This window comes from Thioalkalivibrio sp. ALE19 (assembly GCF_000428605.1).
In the GTDB taxonomy this organism is placed as follows: domain Bacteria; phylum Pseudomonadota; class Gammaproteobacteria; order Ectothiorhodospirales; family Ectothiorhodospiraceae; genus Thioalkalivibrio.
This window is the reverse complement of sequence record NZ_AUAG01000014.1, coordinates 13,269-32,718: the sequence shown is the minus strand read 5'-3', so window position 1 is coordinate 32,718 and position 19,450 is coordinate 13,269. Positions and strand designations below refer to the sequence as shown.

Genomic DNA, 19,450 nt, shown 5'->3' with positions numbered 1-19,450 from the left:
AGCGGCGGCTACCGCTCAGACTTGAGGGTTCTCCTGAGCCTTTTTTCCGGATCCGGCGGGACGCGCGGTGAAGCGCCGCATCACGCCCCGGGCCACCCGGTCCTGCGGATCGATCGCAAAACCGGCGGCGGACACAGCGGCTTCGGTATCCCGGTTGGGATGACAGCCACCGGCCACACAGGTCCAGGCCGGCTGCACATGGTCCTGCATCCGCGCCAGCAACGGACGCGTGTGGCGCACATGCTCCAGCATCCGCAGCTCGCCCTCCGCGCCAAGGACCCGCCGCACCTCGTTCAGGGCGGCGGGCGGATCCTGCACCGAACAGAACACCAGCCCGGATACCACCGCGTCGAACTGCCCCTCGACGAACGGCAGGGCCTCGGCGCGGGCCACCACCAGCGGCACCCCGGGAGCGCGACGCCGCGCACTCCGTAGCGCGAGGAAGTCCGGCTCCACGCCAATGACTTCCGCCGTCTGCGGATACAGCGGCAAATTGCGCCCGGTTCCGCAACCGACTTCCAGGATCCGTCCCCGGGCCCCGGATACCAGGCGCATCCGCCAGCGACGCAGGCCCAGCGCATCGGCCAGCACCATGAAGCCATCGTAAAGCCAGGGGATCTGTTCCAGTCCGCGCATGTCCTCGTTCCGTATTGATTCACTGTCGGAGAAACCGTGAACTGTATCGCATGTCGCACCCGCAACCGGAACCTCTCTCCGGTTATCCCGTCACAGCTGACGAGTGGTGACGAAAAACCCTCCACGGGTGTTTCCGTAACCCCGGTCACGATGTGGCCACTGCATGGTGTTGACCCGGTCCCCGACCGGTACACCGAGACAACCGACTCCCTCCGTCACACGGTTGTTTCAGTACTTTGAGCCCGGCTTCCGGCCGGGCTTCTTTTTTTCGCCCTTCCCATCCGCCGCCCCTTCAATTGACACGGATCAACAAAGAAGCGGTCTGGATCCCCTCTGCGATGCGCAACCCGGCTCGTTCTGTTACATGGTAGAGGGTTATATCTCCACTATCGGAAAGGGTGTTCCCCATGACCAGCCTCAACTGGAGCTCCAATCTGGAACTCGGCCTGGATGTGATCGACGAACAGCACAAGCGGATCTTCGAATACCTGCAGCAGACCGAACATGCGATCGCCACCGAGAACGAAAAGGAGGTGCGCGAGGTGGTGGACGGCCTTCTCGACTACACCTCGTCCCACCTGGTGTTCGAAGAGGGCCTGATGGAGAAGGCCGGTTACCCGGCCCTGGATGCCCACCGCAAGGTGCACGAGGCCTTTACCGCGCGCATCGAGAAACTGCGCGGAGAACTGGAACAGGGGCACGACACGTTCGGCGTGGCGCGCAAGATCCGCTCGGATCTGGGCCTGTGGCTGATGAACCACATCAAGCGCGATGACCTCGACTATGTCCCCTATGTCCGACCGATCCTGGAAGGGGGCTGGCTGTCGCGCTGGAAGAAAAAGATCTTCGGCGGCTGATTCCGGACCAGAACGAAAAAGGCCCGGATCCAGTGCGTCTGGATCCGGGCCCTTGGAATATGGCGTCCCCACGGGGATTCGAACCCCGGTCGCTGCCGTGAAAGGGCAGTGTCCTAGGCCTCTAGACGATGGGGACGCAGAGGCAACGTCATGCTGCAAACTAGTCAGGAGGTCCTTGCGGCCTTTCACTTCCGCGGCTGCCTTTCGGACGATGCAGGATGGTTGTCACCACACCGTTGAAAACCAGCAGGAACCCCAGCGGGACCATTGCGACCAGTGGCTTGGACCATGTCTGCTCACCGGCAAACATCAACCCGAAACCGCCGAACAATCCCACAATCGACAAAACCAGCCCAACGTAGATGGAGATCATTCCAAAACGATGCATCGCTGATCCTGCCATTCGCCGTAATGGTGGAGCCAGGCGGGATCGAACCGCCGACCTCCTGCATGCCATGCAGGCGCTCTCCCAGCTGAGCTATGGCCCCGTAACCGGCGAGGTGCGTAATGTAGCCACACCCCTTATTCGTGTCAACCCGCTTGTGCGGAAATCTTTGCGATGGCCCGCTCGATCCGTTCCAGCGAGCGCTCGCGTCCGATCAGCACCAGCGTGTCGTCGATCGGTGGCGATACAGTACCGCCCGTCAGCGCCACACGCAATGGCTGGGCGACCTTGCCGAGCTTGAGTTCCAGCCGCTCGGCGGTGTGCTGCACCACCTCGTGCAGCGCCTCCTTGTCCCAGGCGCCCAGGGCACTGAAGCCGTCGTGCAGGGTTTGCAGTACCTCGCGGGCCTCCGGCGTCAGCTGCTTGCGCTCGGCCTTCGGATCGTATTCGTCGAAGTCGCGATAGAAATACACGCTGTTCTCGGCCATCTCGCGCAGCGTACGCGCCCGTTCCCGCTGCGCCAGCACCACCTGCCGCAGTTCCGGCCCCTCGGCGGGATCCACGCCCAGCTGGCCCAGGTGCCAGCCCAGCTCCAGCGCCACATGGTCGGGGTCCAGGGTCTTGATGTAGTGCTGATTCAGCCACAGCAGCTTGTCGGGGTTGATGGCCGAGGCGGACTGATTGACGTCCTCGATATCGAACAGGCGCACCAGCTCGTCCAGCGAGAAGATCTCCTGGTCCCCGTGGGCCCAGCCCAGCCGCACCAGATAGTTCAGCAGCGCCTCGGGCAGGTAGCCCTCCTCGCGGAACTGCATCACCGACACCGCCCCGTGGCGCTTGGACAGCTTCGCGCCGTCCGGGCCCATGATCATCGGCAGATGGCCGTAACGCGGCGGTTCCACACCCAGGGCCTTGAGGATGTTGATCTGGCGCGGGGTGTTGTTGAGATGGTCATCGCCACGCACCACATGGCTGATGCCCATGTCCATGTCGTCCACCACCACCGTGAGGTTGTAGGTCGGCGAACCGTCGGAGCGGGCGATGATCAGGTCATCCAGTTCGCTGTTCTGGAACGCCACCTTGCCGCGCACCATGTCATCAACGATGGTGGCGCCCTCGTCCGGGGTGCGGAAACGGATCACCGGATCCACGCCCTCGCGCGGCTCGGTTCGGGCGCGACAGCGGCCGTCGTAGCGCGGCTTCTCCTTGCGCGCCTTCTGCTCCTCGCGCATCACATCCAGCTCTTCCTTCGTGCAATAGCAGCGATAGGCGTGGCCGGAGGCCAGCAGCTGATCGATGACTTCGCGATACCGGTCGAAATGGTCGGTCTGGTAGAACGGACCCTTGTCGTAGGTCAGGCCCAGCCAGTTCATGCCCTCCAGGATGGCATTCACCGACTCGGCGGTACTGCGCTCGAGATCGGTGTCCTCGATACGCAGTACGAACTCGCCACCATGGTGGCGGGCATACAGCCAGGAAAACAACGCGGTGCGGGCACCGCCGATGTGCAGGTAGCCGGTCGGACTGGGGGCAAAACGGGTACGAAAGGCCATGCGCGAACACTCGCTTCCGGTAGTCAACAGGGCCACACAGGGTAGCAGACGACCGCGCCCTTGACCCCGCCCCGGACCGTCTACACTTCCTTCAGGGACCCCGAGACCCGGTCCCTGCGCCCTTCACCCGGAAAAGGAGATTCTCCGATGATCAGAAACCGGATCTTCATGGCCTCGTCCGTGGCCCTTGCCGCCGCGCTTGTCCTGCCCGTATCGGCGCTCGCCGATCGCCCGGCACCCGCCGAGGGGACCGAGGTCTACTTCATCAGCCCGCAGGATGGTGACACCGTCGAGGGCCCGGTACATGTACGCATGGGACTGCGCGGCATGGGGATAGCCCCGGCCGGCGTCGACGCCGACAACACCGGGCACCACCACCTGCTCGTAAACAAGCCTCTGGACGAAGTGGACCTGGATGCCTCCCTGCCCTTCACGGACCACAAACACCACTTCGGAGGTGGTCAGACCGAAGGTGAGGTAGAACTGGAGCCCGGCACCCATACCCTGCAGCTGCTTTTCATGGACTATCGCCACATCAGCTTCGATCCGCCGGTGGTTTCCGAAAAAATCACCATCACGGTGGAATAGCGGCACCCATCAAAAAGGCCCCCTCCAGGACATGGAGGGGGCCTCGAAAGCCTCAACGAAGGGGGCATCAGCGTTCAGCCGCCGAGCCCCCGATGGATCACGGCAGGGCCGGGATGGTGACGTCCGGCATCTCGCCGGTCAGGGCGTGCATGAACGCCTCGATGTCTTCCAGCTCGTCTTCCGTGAAGTCGGTGTCCAGCATCTCCTGACCCATGATTTCAATGGCTTCCTTCAGGGTCTCGGTCTCGCCATTGTTCATGTAGGGGTAGGTCAGGGCCACGTTGCGCAGCGTCGGGGTCTTGAAGGCGTACTTGTCGCGTTCCTCCCCGGTCACCAGATAGCGCCCCTTGTCCTCGGAACCCGGCACCTGGATCTGGTGGAAATTCGAGTCCGTCAGCGCCGGGCCGCGATGGCAGGCCACGCAGCCGTTATCCGCGAACAGGGCCATGCCGCGCTTCTGCTGCTCGCTCATCGCGTCCTCGTCACCCACCAGCCAGCGGTCCAGATCGGAGTTCGGCGTATTCAGGGTACGCTGGAACGAGGCCAGGGCCTTGGCCACGTGATCGGTGTTCACGACGTTGTCGCCGTCATAATCCGGGTACGCCGCATCGAACATCTCGATGTACTCGGGGAAGTCCTCCAGGCGCGCGATCGCCTCTTCCAGCGGCATGGCCATCTCCACCGCATCCTGGATCGGACCCAGGGCCTGACCTTCCAGGTCATCCTCGCGGCCATCCCAGAACTGGGCCTCGAAGAACCCGGAGTTCAGCACCGTCGGACTGTTGCGTTCGCCCACCTGGCCGGCATGCCCAACGGCACGCGGGATGCGATCGGCCCAGCCCAGCGCGGGGTTGTGGCAGGTGGCGCAGGAGATCACGCCCGAGCTGGAGATGCGCGGCTCGAAGAACAGGAACTTGCCCAGCTCCACCTTCTCGTCGGTCAGGGAATTGTCGGCCGGGATCGGCGGCAGGGCCGGCAGCGGCTCGAACATGTCGCGGTATTGATCGTAATCGCCGGCGAACGTCGGGGCGGAGAGGCCCAGTGCCACGGCCGTACAGGCCGAGACGAGCAGCCCCCGGAAAATGCGCTTCTTCTGCATGGTTCGCTCCTTTTTATTGGTCTGGATGCGGCCCGGCTGCAAACCGTCACCACATGGACTCAGTCTAAAAGAAACATCCCCCGTCACAGGCCGGCCGGCGGTGTAATCCTGCATAACCTTGATACAGATCAACCCGGCTCCGCCCTTGCCCGCGTGACGGGACGCGGTTACAGTCCGCCCGCCTTCAGGTGCCCCGGCCCACGACGCCGGGGATAATCGGGAAGCCGGTGCGTGAATCGACGTTCGCAATGCCGGCACTGCCCCCGCAACGGTAGGCGAAGACAGGCGGATCCAGTGCCACTGCGGCGCATCCACGGGATGCCCGCGGGAAGGCGATCCGCCCGGGATGTCCTGCATCCCCTTCGCGAGTCCGGAGACCGGCCTGGAGGAAACCCGACGCCGCGGCGGGCGGCCGAGCGGGACGGGGCCGGTGTGTCCGCCCCCTTCCCCCCTGCTCCCTTGCCCGACTGCCGGCGTCGTTTCATCCACGGCGTGCGGGGTCGCACGTCCAGGGGAGCAACACAACAATGAAAAGCACCCAACCTCAGCCGGGGCGGCCTGCCGTCCCGGCCCTGGCCACCCTGTGCCTGGTGACGGCCGCGGGCATTGCGCCGGCGCAGGCCGGTTTCGAAATCGGCGACGCGGAAGACGGCCTGCAGGTCACCCTGGAGCCGCTGATCCAGGGCCGCTACAGCTACGAGTATGATCCGGACGGCTCCAGCAGCGAGTTCGATTTCCGCCGCGCCTGGCTGGACACCTCGGGCACCCTGTTCCACCCAGAACTGAGCTTTCGCCTGCAGTCGGATTTCAGCAGCGGCGAGCTGTCCATGCGTGACGTCTGGCTGGAGTACGGCCCGGGCGAACACCTGGGCCTGCGGGTGGGCCAGTTCACCGTGCCCTTCGGTCTGGCGCGGGACATCGGCGGCCCCAACCGCCTGTTCACCGAACTGAGCATCGCCGGCAACCAGTTCGAGATCCCGGCCGGACGCGATACCGGGCTCGCCCTGCTGGGTGGCGCGGGCGACGACCGCGCCTGGGCGGTCGGGATATTCGATGGCCGCGGCCGTCTCGATCAGCGCGACGACCGGCCCTCCACCTCCGGGCACCTGTTCAGCGCCCGCGTCGCCTGGGCTCCGGTGGGATCGGTCCCGCGCGACAACACCACGGTGGGCCGGGCCGTGGAGCGAACCGTAGCCCTGGGCGCCGGCCTGCAGGCCGCCAGCCGCAACCACCTGCGCGACTGGAGCCGCGGGCAGGAAGACACGGTGGACCGGCAGCGCGCCGACTGGGTCACCGCCACCGCCGACGCGGTGGTCAAGTTCGGCCATACCTCGCTGTCGCTGGCGGCCTTCCGCCGCGATGTATCCCCCGACCGCACCGCGAGCTACCACGACCTGGGGGCCGAGCTGGAACTGGCGCAGGCGCTGCCGCTGGAGGGCCTCGAGCTCGCCGCCCGCCACGCGGTACTGCGCCACGACGCCGGCGACGACCTGGACGGGGACGAGCGCTGGCAGCGCGAATGGGGCGCCGGCCTCAACTGGTACCACCGGGGGCAGCGGCAGAAGACCCAGCTCATGTGGCTGGACCGCGACACCGACACCTCGAACTGGCAGCTGCACCTGCAGCACCAGTTCCGCTTCTGAACAAACAGGGAGAATCGCCATGAAACGGATGCCATCCACGCGCCGGCCGCTGACGGCCGGCCTGTCGCTGGCCCTGCTGCTCGCAGCGACCGGTACCGCCGGCGCGGAAGACGAGATCAGCGTGCCGATGCCGGGCCCCTGGGGCGAAGACTACGCGGAGACCCTGGACGATCCGGCCGGTGTGGACGCCACCGAGGCCTTCCAACGCTTTCGGCAGCAGAGCATGCAGGGGACCTCGGCCACCTACCGCAGCATCGAGCAGATCCTGCGCTACGACGCACCGTTCGCCGAACGTCTGCCCGAGCTGGCCGACGAACTCGCGAGCGGGGCCGACGACATCGACACCTGGTTCGCCCGCGAGACACCGGCGCCCGACGGCGAACCCGGGGCCCTGCCCGCGGCCTGGGAGGACCCGGTGTTCGCCGAGTACAAGGCGGCCTACCGCGAGGCGACCACCGAGCTGCAGCGCAAGGTGGAGTCGGCCAACGACCTGGAGGACGAGGACTTTAAGCTACGCGCCACCGAGGCCCTGAACGGCGTGCGCCACCAGTGCCTCGCCTGCCACGACAACTTCCGCCGCCGCTGAACCACGCGGGAAAACGCGGAAACCGGGGCCGCCGCCCGGCGGTCCCTTTCCGTTATCCTGACCAGGAGCGCCCCGCCTTCGCCTGCAAGCAGGCTCCTACAAGTTCGCGACGATGTAGGAGCCTGCTTGCAGGCGAAAAGGCCCGTGCCCCACAACTTCCACCGGAGTCATTCCTGCCTGCGGAAGATCGGCGGCACCGCCGCTCAGTCCCCGTCCATGCCGCGGTAACGGCGCACATGCGCCGGGTCGTACAGCGCACTGTCGCGGAAATCGCCCGGGTCCAGCGCCGGGCCCACCAGGATCAGCGCCGAGCGCCGCGTGGTCAGGGCCTGCGCCCGTTCCGCGATATTTCCCAGCGAACCGCGCACCACGGTCTCGTCCGGCCAGCTGGCGCGAAACACGACCGCCACCGGGCAGTCGCAGCCATAGTGCGGCCGCAGGTCCTCGACCACGGTCTCGATATTGTGTAGCGACAGGTGGATCGCGAGGGTCGCCCCGGTGGCGGCAAAGCTCGCCAGCCGTTCGCGCTCCGGCATGGAGGACGCCCGTCCCGGCGTGCGCGTCAGCACCACCGACTGCGCCACCTCCGGCACCGTCAGTTCCCGCCCCAGGGTCGCGGCGGCGGCGGAGAATGCCGGCACGCCGGGCGTGATGCTGTACTCGATCCCGGCCGCCTCCAGCCGACGGATCTGCTCGCCCAGCGCGCTGTAGACCGAAAGATCGCCGGAGTGCAGGCGCGCCACGTCCTGGCCCGCCGCGTGGGCCCGTTCGATCTCCTCCATGATCGCGTCCAGCGTCAGTGGCGCGGTGTTGACCACGCGCGCCCCCTCCGGGGCATGTTCCAGCACCGCCTCCGGCACCAGCGAACCGGCATACAGGCACACCGGGCAGGCCGCGATGCGATCGCGCCCGCGCAAGGTCAGCAGATCGGCCGCACCCGGCCCCGCTCCGACAAAATGAACCGTCATCACCCCTCCTCGAAAAGCTCGTCCGTCCCGTTCACCATGCGCACCGCGACCGCGCAGCTCGCCCGCGCGGAGAGCCGCCGCGGCAGCAGCAGGCGCGCCCCGTCGCCGGCCACCGCCAGCGCCGCCGCCTCCGCCACCGAACCGACCCCGGCGACGGCACGCGAGCGCGCCGAGTCCGTGGACAGGGCCGCGTTGCGCGCGGCCAGCGCGGCCGCCGACGCGAACACCGGCTCCAGCTCCAGGTCGCGCGCGGCCGTCCACAGCACCGGGCTGTCGCCCTTGTGCCCCGGGGCCGCCAACTGCCGGATCTCGATCGCCTCGCCGCCCCCCGCCCGCAACCCGGCGTGCGCCTCGGCCAGCACCTCGCGGACCAGTGCCTCCAGCTCGCCGGCCGTGCAGGCCGAGGCGAAGCCGACGCCGGGGGTCACCCGGACATGCGCCCCGCTCGGCGTTTCCCTCAGCTCCGGCGCAGCGACCACAGGGTCACCGGCCGCAACGGCTGCCAGCCGGCCATGCCGCCCAGCGGCTCCGCGCGGCTGACGTTGATACGCGTGAGCTCGCCGCCGTGGCGCTCGTGCGCCGCCGCCAGCACCGCGTCCCCTTCCACGGTCACGCTGCTGGCGACCAGCCGCCCGCCCGGGCGCAGTTGGCCGATGCAGTGCTCGACCAGCCCCGGCGTGGTCAGCCCGCCACCGATGAAGATCGCATCGGGTGGCGGCAGGTCCTCCAGTGCCCCCGGCGCCCGCCCGTGGATGCACCGCAGCGCCGGCACCCCCAGCGTGCTCGCGTTGCGCGCGATGCGTTCCAGGCGCTCCGCGCGCGGCTCGATGGCCACGGCGGTGTTGGCCGGATCCGCCAGCATCCACTCGATGCCGATGGCACCGGAGCCCGCGCCCACGTCCCACAGCCGCTCGCCGCGTCCGGGCGCCAGCAGGGCCAGCGCCACCGCCCGCACCTCGCGCTTGGTGATCTGTCCGTCCTGCTCGAACTGCGCCTCCGGCCGGCCGGCACTGGCGGCCAGCACCTGCGCCGCCGGATCGGCCCGGCATTCCAGCGCCACGGTGTTCAGCGCCTCGATCGCGACCTCCGGCCAGGCCCCGGCGCGCGCGCGGACGACCGCCTCGCGGTCCGCGCCCAGCGACTGCAATACGGTCAGGGTGGAATCGCCGAAGCCGAGCCCGGTCAGCCAGTGCGCCAGTTCCGCCGGGGTATCCCCGTCGCGGCTCAGGATCAGCAGTCGCGCGCCGTCATGCAGCCAGGGCCGCAGCGCCTCCATCGGCCGGCCGTGCACCGACAGGCAGCGGGTCTGCTGCAGCGGCCAGCCCATGCGCGCGGCGGCCAGGCTGAACGCCGAGGGCGCCGGCCAGACACAGGTCTGCGCGACCGGAAAACGCCGCATCAGGGTCGCGCCCACCCCGAACCAGAAGGGGTCGCCGCTGGCGAGCACGCACAGCGGCTGCCCGGCGCGCGCCTCGATCCAGTCCAGCGCGGTCTCCAGCGGCGACGGCCACACCAGCCGCTCCTGCCCCGGCCGCTCCGGCAGCATCTCCAGATGCCTGGCGCCGCCGATCACCGTCGCCGCCGTGTCCAGCGCCATGCGGGCATCCGGGGCCAGCCCCGCGAGCCCCTCTGCACCCACGCCGACGATGTTCAGCCATGGCGCTCGCTCCTCGTTCGTGGCTAGACTGGTCATCCTCATGAGCTCCCGTTCATCCACCGATACCGGCCCCGGGGCGACGCGCCCGCGGCAGATCCTGCTGCTGGGCGGCACTACCGAGGCTGCGGCGCTGGAACCGCTGCTGGACGGCCACCCGCGGCTGCACGCCACCGTGTCGCTGGCCGGACGCACGCGCAGGCCCGCACCCTCGCGACTGCCGCGGCGCACGGGCGGCTTCGGCGGCGCCGAGGGCCTCGCCGCCTGGCTGCGCGACCACGCCATCGACGCCGTGGTGGACGCCACCCACCCGTTCGCGCGGCAGATGTCGGCCAATGCCGTCGCCGCCACGCGCCACGCCGGCGTACCCCTGGCCCGGCTGACCCGGCCGCCGTGGCAGGCCGGCCCCGGGGATCACTGGCTGCGCGTGCCCGACCTGGAGGCCGCCGCCCGCGCGCTCCCCGGCCTCGGCCGGCGCGTGCTCATCACCACCGGGCGCCAGCACCTGGAGGCCTTCGCGGCCACGCCCGAGCTGGACTACGTGATCCGCACCATCGACCCGCCGGAACCGCCGCCGGCGCTGCCCCGGGTCACCTGGCTGCGGGCCCGCGGCCCGTTCAGCCTGGCCGACGAGCACCGGCTGCTGGAGACCCACGCCATCGACGTGCTGGTCACCAAGGACAGCGGCGGCGAGGCCACCGCCCCCAAGCTGCAGGCCGCGCGCGAACGCGGCATCCCGGTGGTGATGGTGGACCGGCCGCCGGACGCCCCCGGGGTGCCCCGCTTCCACGCCCCGCAGGCGGCCCTGGAGTGGCTGGAAGGCCTCCCGCGCGTTCACTGCGACTCCGCCGACTCGACATAGCGCGGGGTGTACACATGGCGCCGGCCGGAGCGGCGCTCCAGCACCCGGGTGGAGGCGGCACCGACGATCACCAGCGTGCTCATGTTGGCCGCCGCCGGATCCACCTCGCCGAGGGTGGAAACCCGCAGCTCCTCCCGCTCGCCGCGGCCCACCGCGGTGGCCAGCACCACCAGGGTGTCCGGGCCCTGGACCTCGCGCACGATGTCCAGCGCCGCGCCCAGCTGCCACGGTCGCGCGCGCGAGATCGGGTTGTAGAAGGCCATGGCGAAGTCGGCCTCGGCCGCCAGCCGCACCCGGCGCCGGATCAGCGACCACGGCTTGAGGTTGTCCGACAGCGAGATCGCGCAGAAGTCGTTGCCCAGCGGCGCCCCCAGCCGCGCCGCGGCCGCCTGCATCGCCGACACCCCGGGCAGCACCTCCACCGCCACCGCATCCCAGCGGCCCGGCTGCGCGCCCTCCAGGGCCTCGAACACCGCCGCGGCCATCGCGAACACCCCGGGATCTCCCCCGGAGACCACCGCCACGTCGCGCCCCTCGGCGGCCATGTCCAGCGCATGCGCCGCGCGCGCCAGTTCCTCGCGGTTGTCGGAGGCATGCACGCGGTGATGGGCCCCGGCCACGCGCTCCAGGTACGGCCCGTAGCCGACCAGATCGGTGGCATCCGCGAGCAGCGCGGTCACCTCCGGCGTGATCCATTCGGGGCCGGCCGGCCCGACCCCGACCACGCTCAGACGCCCGCTCATCGCCGCACCCCCTCGCCATGGATCACGATCAGGGAGAAATACGGCGCCTCCCCGGGCGTCTCCCCGAGCGCCTCGGCCAGCGGCCGCACGCGTTCCTCGTCAAAGCTCGCGCGTTCGATGTACCAGGCGCGCGCGGTCAGCCCCAGGCGCTCCAGCACGCGGCGGATCTTCGGCAGCTGCTTGCCGAGCTTCATGATCACCGCGGCCTGCGCGGGCGCGAGCGCCGCCTCCAGTTCCGTCTCCGGCAGCGTCCCCGGCACCACGCTCAGGGTGTCGTCGCGCATCACCAGCGGCGCCGGCAGTTGCGCCGCCGCGGCGATCGGCGAGATCACCCCGGGCACCACCTCGCTGCGGAAGCGCTCGCGCAGGCGCAGATGCACGTGCATGAACGAACCGTAGAAATACGGATCGCCCTCGTTGAGCACGCAGACCGAACGGCCGGCCTCCAGATGCGCCGCCAGGCGTTCGGCACACTGGTCGAAGAACACTTCGATGCGGCTGCGGTAGCTCTCCTCCTGGTGGGCGATCTCGTTGGTCACCGGATACTCCAGCGCCTCCTCGATCTGCCCGGGGCCGATATGCGCATCCGCGATGCGCCGCGCCTGCCCGGTGGTCCCGCGCTTGCAGAAATACGCCACCACCGGCGCCTCGGCGATGCGCCGCGCGGCGCGGAAGGTCATCAGTTCGGGGTCCCCGGGGCCGGTGCCGACCCCGCAGAGCACCCCGGGTTCGATCGTTCCGGGTTCGATCGTTCCGGGCCCGCTCGTCTCCGCCGCACTCATGCCGGCTCCCTCCCCAGGCCGTTGACCGCCCCGGCAGTGATCGCGCTGCCGCCGCGGCGCCCGGCCACGGTCAGGTATTCCAGCCCGAACGGGTTGTCCGCCAGCGCCTGCTTGCTCTCCACCGCGCCGACGAACCCCACCGGGATGCCGATCACCGCCGCCGGGCGCGGCGCGCCGTCGCGCAGCATCTCCAGCAGACGGAACAGCGCGGTGGGCGCATTGCCGATGGCCACCACGGCGCCGGCCAGCTCGGGACGCCACAGCTCCATCGCCGCCGCGCTGCGGGTGTTGTCCAGTTCGCGCGCCAGTTCCGGCACGCGCGGATCGCGCAGGGTGCAGCGCACCGGGTTGTCCGCCGGCAGGCGCGCGCGGGTGATGCCGTGGGCCACCATCTCGCTGTCGCACAGCACCGGGGCCCCGGCCTCCAGCGCCTGACGGAGCGCGCTGCCGGCACCCGGCGAGAAGCGGATGTCCTGCGCCAGATCGGGCATGCCGCAGCTGTGGATCATGCGTTCCACCGCCGCCACCAGATCCGCCGGGAAGCGCTCCAGGTCCGCCTCGGCGCGGATGATCGCGAACGACTCCGCATAGATCGCCTTCCCGTCGCGCTCGTAGCGCCAGGCCTCAGTCTCCGTCACGTTCGTCCTCCTCGCACAGCGCCGCGTCCACCGCGGCATTCCAGGCCTCGGGCCCGATCCGTTCCAGCATGGTCTGCAACTCCTCTCCAGCATTGCGTTGACGGGCGAACGCCCGCTCCAGCGCCGCGATCCGGGCGCGCGCCTGCGCCGGGGCCAGCCCGCTCCATTCAAGGACCGCACCGGGCCGCAAGCGCAGCACCACGGCATGGCCGTCCGGCCGCGCGATCCACTCGACCACCCCGGCTTCCGTCCGCGGCGGCGCCCCGCAGCGCTTGTCGCAGGCGGAGACCTGCAGCCGCATCCCGCTCGCGGCCAGGGTCGGCATGCGCTGCACCAGCGCGGCCGCCTCGCTGCGCGCGGCGATGTGCGCCGAGGCGCAGCCCGGGTGCCCGACACAGGCATCCGCCGCCAGGCGCCGGTCGGCCGGCTCGGTCACCGCACCCAGTTCCCGCAGCAGTTGCTGCAGCTCCGGGGCGGCCTCCGCGGCCACGCCGGTCACCAGCAGCGCCCGCCACGGCGTCAGGCGCAGGCCGCCGCCGTGCGGCTCCAGCCACGCGGCCAGACTCTCCAGCCGGTCGGCGTCGATCACGCCGAACGGGAAGACCGCCCCCAGCCAGGCCCCGCCGGCCGCCACCCCGAGCCAGTCCCCGGCGCGCACCGGCGTGTCGGCGTGGGCGACCGCACCCGGCGTCTCCCCCTCCGAACCCGGCAGGCGCAGCGCCTCGCTCCCGGGCATACCCACCGCGTCGCGCAGCCGCCCCGGCGGCGGATCCAGCACGGCGCGCTGCTCGAGGAACGCGCGCAGGGTGCGCACCACCGCCGCCGGGGCATGCTGCGCCGAGACCTCGCCGAGCGGGGTCGCCGTGGCCGCGGTGCCGCCGGCCGCCAGGCGGAAACGAGGCCCCGCGCCGGCGAGCGGGTCCAGACGCAGATCCGCCGGCACCCCGCGCAGCGAGGCACGCCCGCCACCGTCGACCACCACGCCCAGCTTGGCCGGCAGACCCCGCAGCGCGGGCTCGTCGACGATCGCGGCGCTCACCGCGCGCGCCAGGGCCAGCACGTCCACCGCCTCCGGATCGAGGTCCGGCACCGGCGCCGCCAGCACGTTGCGCCGGGCCTCGCGCTCCGCCTGCGCATCCACCAGTCCGGTGGGGGCCAGGGCCGCGCGCGCCGCGTCCAGGTCGCCGGCCGCCACGCCGCGCAGCTGCAGGTTGCCACGCAGGGTCAGTTCCAGTTCGCCGTTGCCCAGCCGCCGCGCGGTGTCCGCCAGCACCCGCGCGGCGGCCGTCTCCAGCCCCCCGATCGGGTGGCGCAGGCGCAGCAGATAGCCGTCCCCGGTGGCCATCGGCGCCGCTACCCCGGGGCAGGCCCCGCGCACCCGCGGCGGCTGCGGCGCCGCCGGACGGTTCATGAACGCAGCCTCCGGCTGTGGGCCAGCAGATACCAGGCCCCGCCGGCGACCAGCACACAGGCGGCGGCCAGCACCGCGAAGGTCGTGGTCCAGGCGACCGCGCTGACCCCCAGCAGGCCGTGGCGGAAGCCCTCGATCACGTAGTAGAGCGGGTTCAGCTGCGCGACCCCCTGCCAGGGATCGGCCAGGCGCTCCACCGGATAGAACAGCCCGCCGAGATAGATCAGCGGGGTCAGCACGAAGGTGCTGATCACCGAGGTGTGGTCGAAGCTGCGCGCGTACAGGCCGTTGATCAGGCCCGCCAGCGAGAACAGCACCGCGGTCAGCAGCGCGATCCCCAGCACCGCCCCGGCGTGGTGCAGCTGCAGATCGCTGAACGGCAGCGCCACCGCCAGCACCAGCGCCCCGGCCAGCAGCCCGCGCAGTACCCCGGCGGTGGCAAACCCGGCCACCACCAGCCACGCCGGCATCGGCGCCACCAGGATCTCCTCGATGTGGCGCTGCAGGCGCGCGCCGAACAGCGCGAGGCTGCTGTTGCCGTAGGCGTTGGTGACCACCGCCAGCATCACCAGGCCCGGCAGGATGAAGTCAGCATAGGGCACGCCGCCCAGGGTGCCGATCTCGCGCCCCACCAGATGTCCCAGCACCGCGAGAAACAGCACCGCGGTCACCAGCGACGGCAGCAGGTTCTGCACCCAGCCGCGCAGGAAGCGGCGCACCTGCTTCACCACCAGCCCGCGCCAGGCGTACCAGTACAAGGCGGCGTTGTGCAGCGGGCTCATGCCGCGCCCTCCCCGCCGCGCTCGCGCAGCAGTTCGAGAAAGCGGGTCTCCAGCCGATTGCCCTTCTCGCGCAGCCCGGCGATACGTACCCCGGCGGCGGTCAGTTCGGCGAACACCGGGTTCAGCTCGGTGCCGCGCGGCACGTCCACCTCCAGGGTGTGCGCATCCACCGGGCGCAGGGTGCCGGCGGACAGCGCGAGCTCCCCGGGCCGCGCCAGCGGCTCGGCCAGTTCCACCACCAGGGTCTGGAAGCGCAGCCCGCGCAGCAGCTCGCCGGTACCGCCGCGGGCGATGATGCGCCCGCCATCGATGATGGCGAGCTCGCGGCACAGGCGCTCGGCCTCCTCCAGGTAATGCGTGGTCAGCAGGATGGTCACGCCATCCGCGTTCAGTTCCCGCAGCAGGGTCCAGAGGTCGTGGCGGGCCTCCAGATCGACGCCGGCGGTGGGTTCGTCCAGCACCAGCAGGCGCGGCTGGTGCACCAGCGCGCGCGCCAGCAGCAGGCGCCGCTTGAAGCCCCCGGACAGCCCCCAGGCGGTCTGCCGGCGGCGGTCGGCCAGCCCCAGACGCTCGCACAGTTCGTCGGTGCGACGGCGCGCCCGGCGCGGCGACAGCCCGTAGTAGGCGCCCTGGGTCTCGATGATCTCGCCCACCGGCTCGAAGCTGTTGAAATTGACCTCCTGCGGCACCAGACCGACCAGACGCCGCGCCGCCACCGGCTCGCGCGCGACATCGTGGCCGAAGATCCGCACCGTGCCGCGCTCCAGGCGCAGCAGCGAGGTCAGCAGCCCGATCAGGGTGGTCTTGCCCGCGCCATTGGGCCCCAGCAGGCCGAAGAACGCCCCCGGGTCGACGTGCAGGCTGACCCCGTCCAGGCCGACCCGGCCACCGCGATAGCGCTTGGCGAGGTCGTCGATGGCGATGGCCGGGGCGCTCATCGCGTCACCTCCGTGGCATGGTCGTGGTCGCCGGCCGTCCCCACCACCCGGCCCTGGCGATCCACCGCGACCACCTCCAGCGTGGTGTCGGGCAGCTGATAGCTGCGCGCCTGTTCCAGGGCCAGCGCCGCGATGCGGTCCCCCAGCGCCACGCCGGCCTCCTGACAGACGGCGAGGGCCTCGATGCTGGTGTTGCAGCCGCGGATCCGCCGCGCCAGCGCGGCATCCGCCCCGGCGGCCTCGGCGGTGGCGGCGATGAAATCCAGGTCGATCGCGCTGCTGCGGCTGTGGGTATCCGGGTGCCCGGCGGCGAACTTGCCCAGCTTGGCGAAGCCCGCCACCAGCGCGACGCGCGGCAGCGGCTGGCGCCGCAGGTATTTGAGCGCCGCGCCGAAGAAGTCGCCCATCTCCACCAGCCCCATCTCGTCCAGCCCGTAGCGCTCGCTCGCGGTGCGTTCGCTGGTGCCGCCGGTGCAGCAGGCGACCTGCGGCAGGCCGTTGGCCCGCGCCACGTCGATGGCCTGGTGGATAGAGGCGATGTAGGCGGAACAGGAGAAGGGCCGCACGATGCCGGTGGTGCCGAGGATGGAGATGCCGCCGAGGATGCCGAGGCGCGGATTCATGGTGCGCCGGGCGATGCGCTCGCCGCCATCCACGCCGAGCGTGACCCGGAACCCGCCCGCATGGCCCAGCTCGCGGGCCAGGCGTTCGAGGTGGTCGGTGATCATCCGGCGCGGCACCGGGTTGATCGCCGGCTCTCCCGGCGGCAGCACCAGGCCGCTGCGGGTCACCGTGCCCACCCCGGGTCCGGCGACGAAGGTCACCCCCGCGTCCGGCCGCGGCTCCACCCGCGCGCGGATCCAGGCGCCGTGGGTGGCATCGGGATCATCGCCGGCGTCCTTGATGACGGCCGCCTCGGCACCGCCCGGAACCCGCTCCAGCGACGCCAGCGCCAGGCTGACCACCTGGCCACGCGGCAGCACCACCTCCTGGCTCGTGGTGGCGCCGCCGCCCAGCGCCAGCCGCGCCGCCCCCAGGGCCGCCGCGGTCGCGCTGGTGCCGGTGGTCAGGCCGGTGCGCAGCGGCGCGGTGCCGTCGCGGCTCTCCGCGCGCATCGCTCCGGGTTGCGCGCCCGGCTCGGGTACGGGCTCAACCATGGATCCCGTCAACCGCGCCGAGGTCCATCGCGGGCGCCCCGGAAGCATCGCCGGTCAGCCGGGCGCGTTCGCCCACCACGTCGCCCACGATCAGCAGACTGGGCGACTCCAGCGCCAGCGCCGCGGTGCGCCCGGGCAGATCCCCCAGGGTGCCGGCGACCACGCGCTGCCCCGGCCGGGTCCCGTGCTCGATGATGGCGGCGGGCCGCGTGGCCGGGGCGCCGGCGGCGACCAGCCCGGCACAGATCTCCGCCAGCGGGTTCAGCCCCATGTAGATCACCACTGTCTGTCGCGGGGCGGCCAGCGCCTCCCAGTCCAGCTCGGTACTGCCGTTGCGCCGGTGCGCGGTCACGAACTGGCAGCGATGGGCATGATCGCGGTGGGTCAGCGGGATGCCGGCGAACGCCGCGCAGCCACCAGCCGCGCTGATGCCGGGGATGACCCGCACCGGGATACCGGCCGCCGCCAGCGCCGCCGCCTCCTCGCCACCACGGCCGAAGACATACGGGTCCCCACCCTTCAGCCGCACCACGTAACGCCCCTCGCGGGCGCGCTCGATCATCAGCGCGTTCAGCTCCTCCTGGCGCAGGCTGTGGTTGGAGCGCGCCTTGCCCACGTAGCAGCGTTCGGCCTGCGGACTGGCCATCGCGAGGATCGCCTCGGGGATCAGGCGGTCGTGCAGCAACACCTCGGCGTCGCGCAACGCCGCGGCCGCGTCCAGCGTCAGCAGCCCGGGATCACCCGGCCCGGCGCCCACCAGATCCACGCGGCCGGCGGCGGCCGGCGTGCTGTCCGTGAACGCCCGACTCATGACGCGAACAGGGCCGCGGCCGCCTCCGGATTGGAGGGGAACCAGGCGTGCAGGTAGGTGGCAGTCAGCCGGCCATCGCGGTAGACCGCCTCGCCGGTGGAACCCGCCCCGCGGGCACGGGTGCAGTGCGCGACGGGTTCCAGTCCGACCTCGGCCCGGGTGTGGTGGAAGGTGTGGCCGCGCAGCTCGCCCTCCGGCAGCGGCGCCGCCTGCAGCCCGAGGCCCTGCAGCTTGTCCTCCAGACGCGCATGCCCCGGCAGCAGACCGGCCATGGGCGCGGCATGGCCGTCGCGGTCCGCCAGCTCTTCCAGCAGGTAGAGGAAGCCGCCGCACTCGGCCAGGATCGGCCGGCCGGCCCCGTGATGCGCGGCCAGGTCCGCCTTCAGGCCGGTGTTGGCCGCCAGTGCCTCCAGGTGCAGCTCGGGATAGCCGCCCGGCAGCCACACCGCATCCACCTCGGGCAGGCGATCGCCGGCCACCGGGGAGAAGAACTCCAGCCGCGCGCCCTGTGTGCGCAGGAACTCGAGGTTGCCCGGATAGGTGAAGGCGAACGCCGCGTCGCGGGCGATGCCGATGCGCAGCCCGTCCAGCCGCGGGGCCCGCTCGCTCCCGGGGTGCGAGTCGGGCTCCGCACCGGCGTCCGCTTCGGGGGCGAACGCCACCGGGGCCGGCAGCTCGGTCACCCCGGCCTCGGCGATCGCCTGCGCGGCGGCCTCCAGACGGGCGTCCAGGTCGGCGACCTCGCCGGCCTGCACCAGCCCGAGGTGGCGGTCGGGCACGCTCAGGGCCTCGTTGCGCTGGATCGCGCCAAAGAAATGCACGCCGTCCGGGGTGGCATCGCGCAGCATGCGCCCGTGCCCCGGGCTGCCGGTGCGGTTGGCGATCACCCCGGCCAGTGGCATCTCCGGGCGGTAGGTCGCCAGCCCGTGCACGATGGCGCCGAAGGTCTGGGCCATGCCGCCGGCATCCACCAGCGCCAGCACCGGCAGGCCGAAGGCCACCGCCAGATCGGCACCCGAAGGGTCGCCGTCGAACAGGCCCATGGAGCCCTCGACCAGGATCAGGTCCGCATCCTGCGCGGCGGCATGCAGCTTCGCCCGGCAGGCCGCCTCGCCCACCATCCACAGATGCAGCGGATCCACCGGATGCCCGGAGGCCTGCTCCAGGATCATGGGATCGAGGAAATCCGGGCCGGTCTTGAACACCCGCACCCGGCGCCCCTGGTTGCGGTGGTAACGCGCGATCGCGGCGGTGACCGTGGTCTTGCCCTGACCCGAGGCCGGCGCCGCGACGAACGCGGCCGGACAGCTCACCGGGGCACTCATGCCGATACCCCCACCTGCAGGCCGGCCGCCTG

The 19,450-nt window shown here is 71.1% G+C and carries 21 protein-coding genes, 2 tRNA genes and 1 riboswitch; of the genes, 5 read left to right on the top strand and 18 right to left on the bottom strand.

The genetic code is table 11. The features are described 5' to 3' along the window. Positions 1-15: 15 nt before the first annotated feature. Positions 16-636 (bottom strand): class I SAM-dependent methyltransferase, encoded by a 621-nt coding sequence (locus tag F787_RS0107145; RefSeq protein ID WP_028491765.1) that lies wholly within the window; start codon positions 634-636, stop codon positions 16-18. Between the two features lie 407 nt (positions 637-1,043). Here F787_RS0107145 and F787_RS0107140 point away from each other — a divergent pair, with 407 nt between their 5' ends. After that, the gene (locus tag F787_RS0107140; protein ID WP_028491764.1) at positions 1,044-1,493 is read left to right on the top strand and encodes a bacteriohemerythrin; all 450 of its coding nucleotides are present in this window, start codon (positions 1,044-1,046) and stop codon (positions 1,491-1,493) included. Positions 1,494-1,553: 60 nt separating this feature from the next. On the opposite strand, the gene F787_RS0107135 is transcribed toward F787_RS0107140, so the two are convergent. From F787_RS0107135 to gltX, 4 genes are all read right to left on the bottom strand, one after another. Beyond that, a tRNA-Glu gene (locus F787_RS0107135) sits at positions 1,554-1,629 on the bottom strand. Between the two features lie 24 nt (positions 1,630-1,653). After that, positions 1,654-1,881: a hypothetical protein gene (locus F787_RS0107130; RefSeq protein WP_024329038.1), complete on the bottom strand. Its 228-nt coding sequence runs from the start codon at positions 1,879-1,881 to the stop codon at positions 1,654-1,656. 24 nt (positions 1,882-1,905) lie between these two features. After that, positions 1,906-1,981, bottom strand: a tRNA-Ala gene (locus F787_RS0107125). A 43-nt stretch (positions 1,982-2,024) separates the two neighbouring features. Further along, positions 2,025-3,431: a glutamate--tRNA ligase gene (gltX, locus tag F787_RS0107120; protein WP_028491763.1), complete on the bottom strand. Its 1,407-nt coding sequence runs from the start codon at positions 3,429-3,431 to the stop codon at positions 2,025-2,027. Between the two features lie 168 nt (positions 3,432-3,599). On the opposite strand from gltX, the gene F787_RS0107115 reads away from it, so the two are divergent. Beyond that, positions 3,600-4,019, top strand: a complete 420-nt coding sequence (locus F787_RS0107115; RefSeq protein ID WP_051246078.1) for a DUF4399 domain-containing protein — start codon at positions 3,600-3,602, stop codon at positions 4,017-4,019. Between the two features lie 97 nt (positions 4,020-4,116). Here the strand turns inward: F787_RS0107115 and F787_RS0107110 are convergent, their stop codons facing one another. Continuing rightward, positions 4,117-5,118, bottom strand: coding sequence for a cytochrome-c peroxidase (locus tag F787_RS0107110; RefSeq protein WP_028491761.1), 1,002 nt, complete (start codon positions 5,116-5,118; stop codon positions 4,117-4,119). Positions 5,119-5,287: 169 nt separating this feature from the next. Next, positions 5,288-5,519: riboswitch (cobalamin riboswitch) on the top strand. A gap of 126 nt (positions 5,520-5,645) precedes the next feature. Here F787_RS0107110 and F787_RS0107105 point away from each other — a divergent pair. Together F787_RS0107105 and F787_RS0107100 are read left to right on the top strand one after the other, a co-directional pair. Further along, on the top strand, positions 5,646-6,761 hold the full coding sequence (locus tag F787_RS0107105; protein WP_028491760.1) for a porin: 1,116 nt from the start codon (positions 5,646-5,648) through the stop codon (positions 6,759-6,761). Positions 6,762-6,780: 19 nt separating this feature from the next. After that, positions 6,781-7,347 carry a cytochrome c gene (locus F787_RS0107100; protein ID WP_028491759.1) on the top strand — a complete coding sequence of 189 codons (567 nt, stop codon included), beginning with the start codon at positions 6,781-6,783 and terminating at the stop codon, positions 7,345-7,347. 203 nt (positions 7,348-7,550) lie between these two features. Here F787_RS0107100 and cobM read toward each other — a convergent pair whose 3' ends face one another. The 3 genes from cobM to F787_RS0107085 are packed head-to-tail and all read right to left on the bottom strand — an operon-like array spanning position 7,551 to position 10,008. Beyond that, positions 7,551-8,315 (bottom strand): precorrin-4 C(11)-methyltransferase, encoded by a 765-nt coding sequence (gene cobM, locus F787_RS0107095; RefSeq protein ID WP_028491758.1) that lies wholly within the window; start codon positions 8,313-8,315, stop codon positions 7,551-7,553. After that, entirely contained in the window at positions 8,315-8,743 is a 429-nt protein-coding gene (locus F787_RS0107090; RefSeq protein WP_028491757.1) for a cobalamin biosynthesis protein, read from the bottom strand. Before F787_RS0107090 ends, cobM begins: the two co-directional genes overlap by 1 nt. A 29-nt stretch (positions 8,744-8,772) precedes the next feature. Beyond that, positions 8,773-10,008, bottom strand: coding sequence for a bifunctional cobalt-precorrin-7 (C(5))-methyltransferase/cobalt-precorrin-6B (C(15))-methyltransferase (locus tag F787_RS0107085; RefSeq protein ID WP_028491756.1), 1,236 nt, complete (start codon positions 10,006-10,008; stop codon positions 8,773-8,775). Positions 10,009-10,012: 4 nt separating this feature from the next. On the opposite strand from F787_RS0107085, the gene F787_RS0107080 reads away from it, so the two are divergent. Continuing rightward, a complete protein-coding gene (locus F787_RS0107080) occupies positions 10,013-10,831 on the top strand; it encodes a cobalt-precorrin-6A reductase (RefSeq protein ID WP_028491755.1) in 819 nt (272 codons plus the stop codon). Here F787_RS0107080 and cobJ read toward each other — a convergent pair. The 9 genes from cobJ to F787_RS0107035 are packed head-to-tail and all read right to left on the bottom strand — an operon-like array spanning position 10,804 to position 19,418. Continuing rightward, complete coding sequence (cobJ, locus tag F787_RS0107075) at positions 10,804-11,574, bottom strand: precorrin-3B C(17)-methyltransferase (RefSeq protein WP_028491754.1); 771 nt, start codon at positions 11,572-11,574, stop codon at positions 10,804-10,806. The genes F787_RS0107080 and cobJ overlap by 28 nt on opposite strands. Beyond that, positions 11,571-12,356, bottom strand: coding sequence for a precorrin-2 C(20)-methyltransferase (locus F787_RS0107070; RefSeq protein WP_042805757.1), 786 nt, complete (start codon positions 12,354-12,356; stop codon positions 11,571-11,573). The genes cobJ and F787_RS0107070 overlap by 4 nt, the downstream gene beginning before the upstream one ends. Continuing rightward, on the bottom strand, positions 12,353-12,994 hold the full coding sequence (locus tag F787_RS0107065) for a precorrin-8X methylmutase (RefSeq protein ID WP_028491752.1): 642 nt from the start codon (positions 12,992-12,994) through the stop codon (positions 12,353-12,355). The genes F787_RS0107070 and F787_RS0107065 overlap by 4 nt, the downstream gene beginning before the upstream one ends. Continuing rightward, positions 12,981-14,405, bottom strand: coding sequence for a precorrin-3B synthase (cobG, locus tag F787_RS0107060; protein ID WP_028491751.1), 1,425 nt, complete (start codon positions 14,403-14,405; stop codon positions 12,981-12,983). Before cobG ends, F787_RS0107065 begins: the two co-directional genes overlap by 14 nt. Beyond that, positions 14,402-15,187 carry an ABC transporter permease gene (locus F787_RS0107055; RefSeq protein WP_042805755.1) on the bottom strand — a complete coding sequence of 262 codons (786 nt, stop codon included), beginning with the start codon at positions 15,185-15,187 and terminating at the stop codon, positions 14,402-14,404. The genes cobG and F787_RS0107055 overlap by 4 nt, the downstream gene beginning before the upstream one ends. Next, positions 15,184-16,125, bottom strand: a complete 942-nt coding sequence (locus F787_RS0107050) for an ABC transporter ATP-binding protein (RefSeq protein ID WP_028491749.1) — start codon at positions 16,123-16,125, stop codon at positions 15,184-15,186. The genes F787_RS0107055 and F787_RS0107050 overlap by 4 nt, the downstream gene beginning before the upstream one ends. Next, the gene (locus F787_RS0107045; RefSeq protein ID WP_028491748.1) at positions 16,122-17,240 is read right to left on the bottom strand and encodes a cobalt-precorrin-5B (C(1))-methyltransferase; all 1,119 of its coding nucleotides are present in this window, start codon (positions 17,238-17,240) and stop codon (positions 16,122-16,124) included. The genes F787_RS0107050 and F787_RS0107045 overlap by 4 nt, the downstream gene beginning before the upstream one ends. A gap of 34 nt (positions 17,241-17,274) precedes the next feature. Beyond that, the gene (cobA, locus tag F787_RS0107040; RefSeq protein ID WP_028491747.1) at positions 17,275-18,093 is read right to left on the bottom strand and encodes a uroporphyrinogen-III C-methyltransferase; all 819 of its coding nucleotides are present in this window, start codon (positions 18,091-18,093) and stop codon (positions 17,275-17,277) included. Then, positions 18,090-19,418, bottom strand: a complete 1,329-nt coding sequence (locus tag F787_RS0107035; RefSeq protein ID WP_028491746.1) for a cobyrinate a,c-diamide synthase — start codon at positions 19,416-19,418, stop codon at positions 18,090-18,092. Before F787_RS0107035 ends, cobA begins: the two co-directional genes overlap by 4 nt. Positions 19,419-19,450 lie beyond the last annotated feature (32 nt).

Coding starts and splice junctions, on each gene's coding strand:
- F787_RS0107105 (WP_028491760.1), top strand. CDS start 5,646: ATGAAAAGCACCCAACCTCAGCCGGGGCGGCCTGCCGTCCCGGCCCTG.
- F787_RS0107130 (WP_024329038.1), bottom strand. CDS start 1,881: ATGCATCGTTTTGGAATGATCTCCATCTACGTTGGGCTGGTTTTGTCG.
- cobA (WP_028491747.1), bottom strand. CDS start 18,093: ATGAGTCGGGCGTTCACGGACAGCACGCCGGCCGCCGCCGGCCGCGTG.
- F787_RS0107145 (WP_028491765.1), bottom strand. CDS start 636: ATGCGCGGACTGGAACAGATCCCCTGGCTTTACGATGGCTTCATGGTG.
- cobM (WP_028491758.1), bottom strand. CDS start 8,315: ATGACGGTTCATTTTGTCGGAGCGGGGCCGGGTGCGGCCGATCTGCTG.
- F787_RS0107115 (WP_051246078.1), top strand. CDS start 3,600: ATGGCCTCGTCCGTGGCCCTTGCCGCCGCGCTTGTCCTGCCCGTATCG.
- gltX (WP_028491763.1), bottom strand. CDS start 3,431: ATGGCCTTTCGTACCCGTTTTGCCCCCAGTCCGACCGGCTACCTGCAC.
- F787_RS0107070 (WP_042805757.1), bottom strand. CDS start 12,356: ATGAGTGCGGCGGAGACGAGCGGGCCCGGAACGATCGAACCCGGAACG.
- F787_RS0107100 (WP_028491759.1), top strand. CDS start 6,781: ATGAAACGGATGCCATCCACGCGCCGGCCGCTGACGGCCGGCCTGTCG.
- F787_RS0107035 (WP_028491746.1), bottom strand. CDS start 19,418: ATGAGTGCCCCGGTGAGCTGTCCGGCCGCGTTCGTCGCGGCGCCGGCC.
- F787_RS0107055 (WP_042805755.1), bottom strand. CDS start 15,187: ATGAGCCCGCTGCACAACGCCGCCTTGTACTGGTACGCCTGGCGCGGG.
- F787_RS0107140 (WP_028491764.1), top strand. CDS start 1,044: ATGACCAGCCTCAACTGGAGCTCCAATCTGGAACTCGGCCTGGATGTG.
- F787_RS0107045 (WP_028491748.1), bottom strand. CDS start 17,240: ATGCGCGCGGAGAGCCGCGACGGCACCGCGCCGCTGCGCACCGGCCTG.
- F787_RS0107080 (WP_028491755.1), top strand. CDS start 10,013: ATGAGCTCCCGTTCATCCACCGATACCGGCCCCGGGGCGACGCGCCCG.
- F787_RS0107110 (WP_028491761.1), bottom strand. CDS start 5,118: ATGCAGAAGAAGCGCATTTTCCGGGGGCTGCTCGTCTCGGCCTGTACG.
- cobJ (WP_028491754.1), bottom strand. CDS start 11,574: ATGAGCGGGCGTCTGAGCGTGGTCGGGGTCGGGCCGGCCGGCCCCGAA.
- F787_RS0107085 (WP_028491756.1), bottom strand. CDS start 10,008: ATGACCAGTCTAGCCACGAACGAGGAGCGAGCGCCATGGCTGAACATC.
- F787_RS0107050 (WP_028491749.1), bottom strand. CDS start 16,125: ATGAGCGCCCCGGCCATCGCCATCGACGACCTCGCCAAGCGCTATCGC.
- cobG (WP_028491751.1), bottom strand. CDS start 14,405: ATGAACCGTCCGGCGGCGCCGCAGCCGCCGCGGGTGCGCGGGGCCTGC.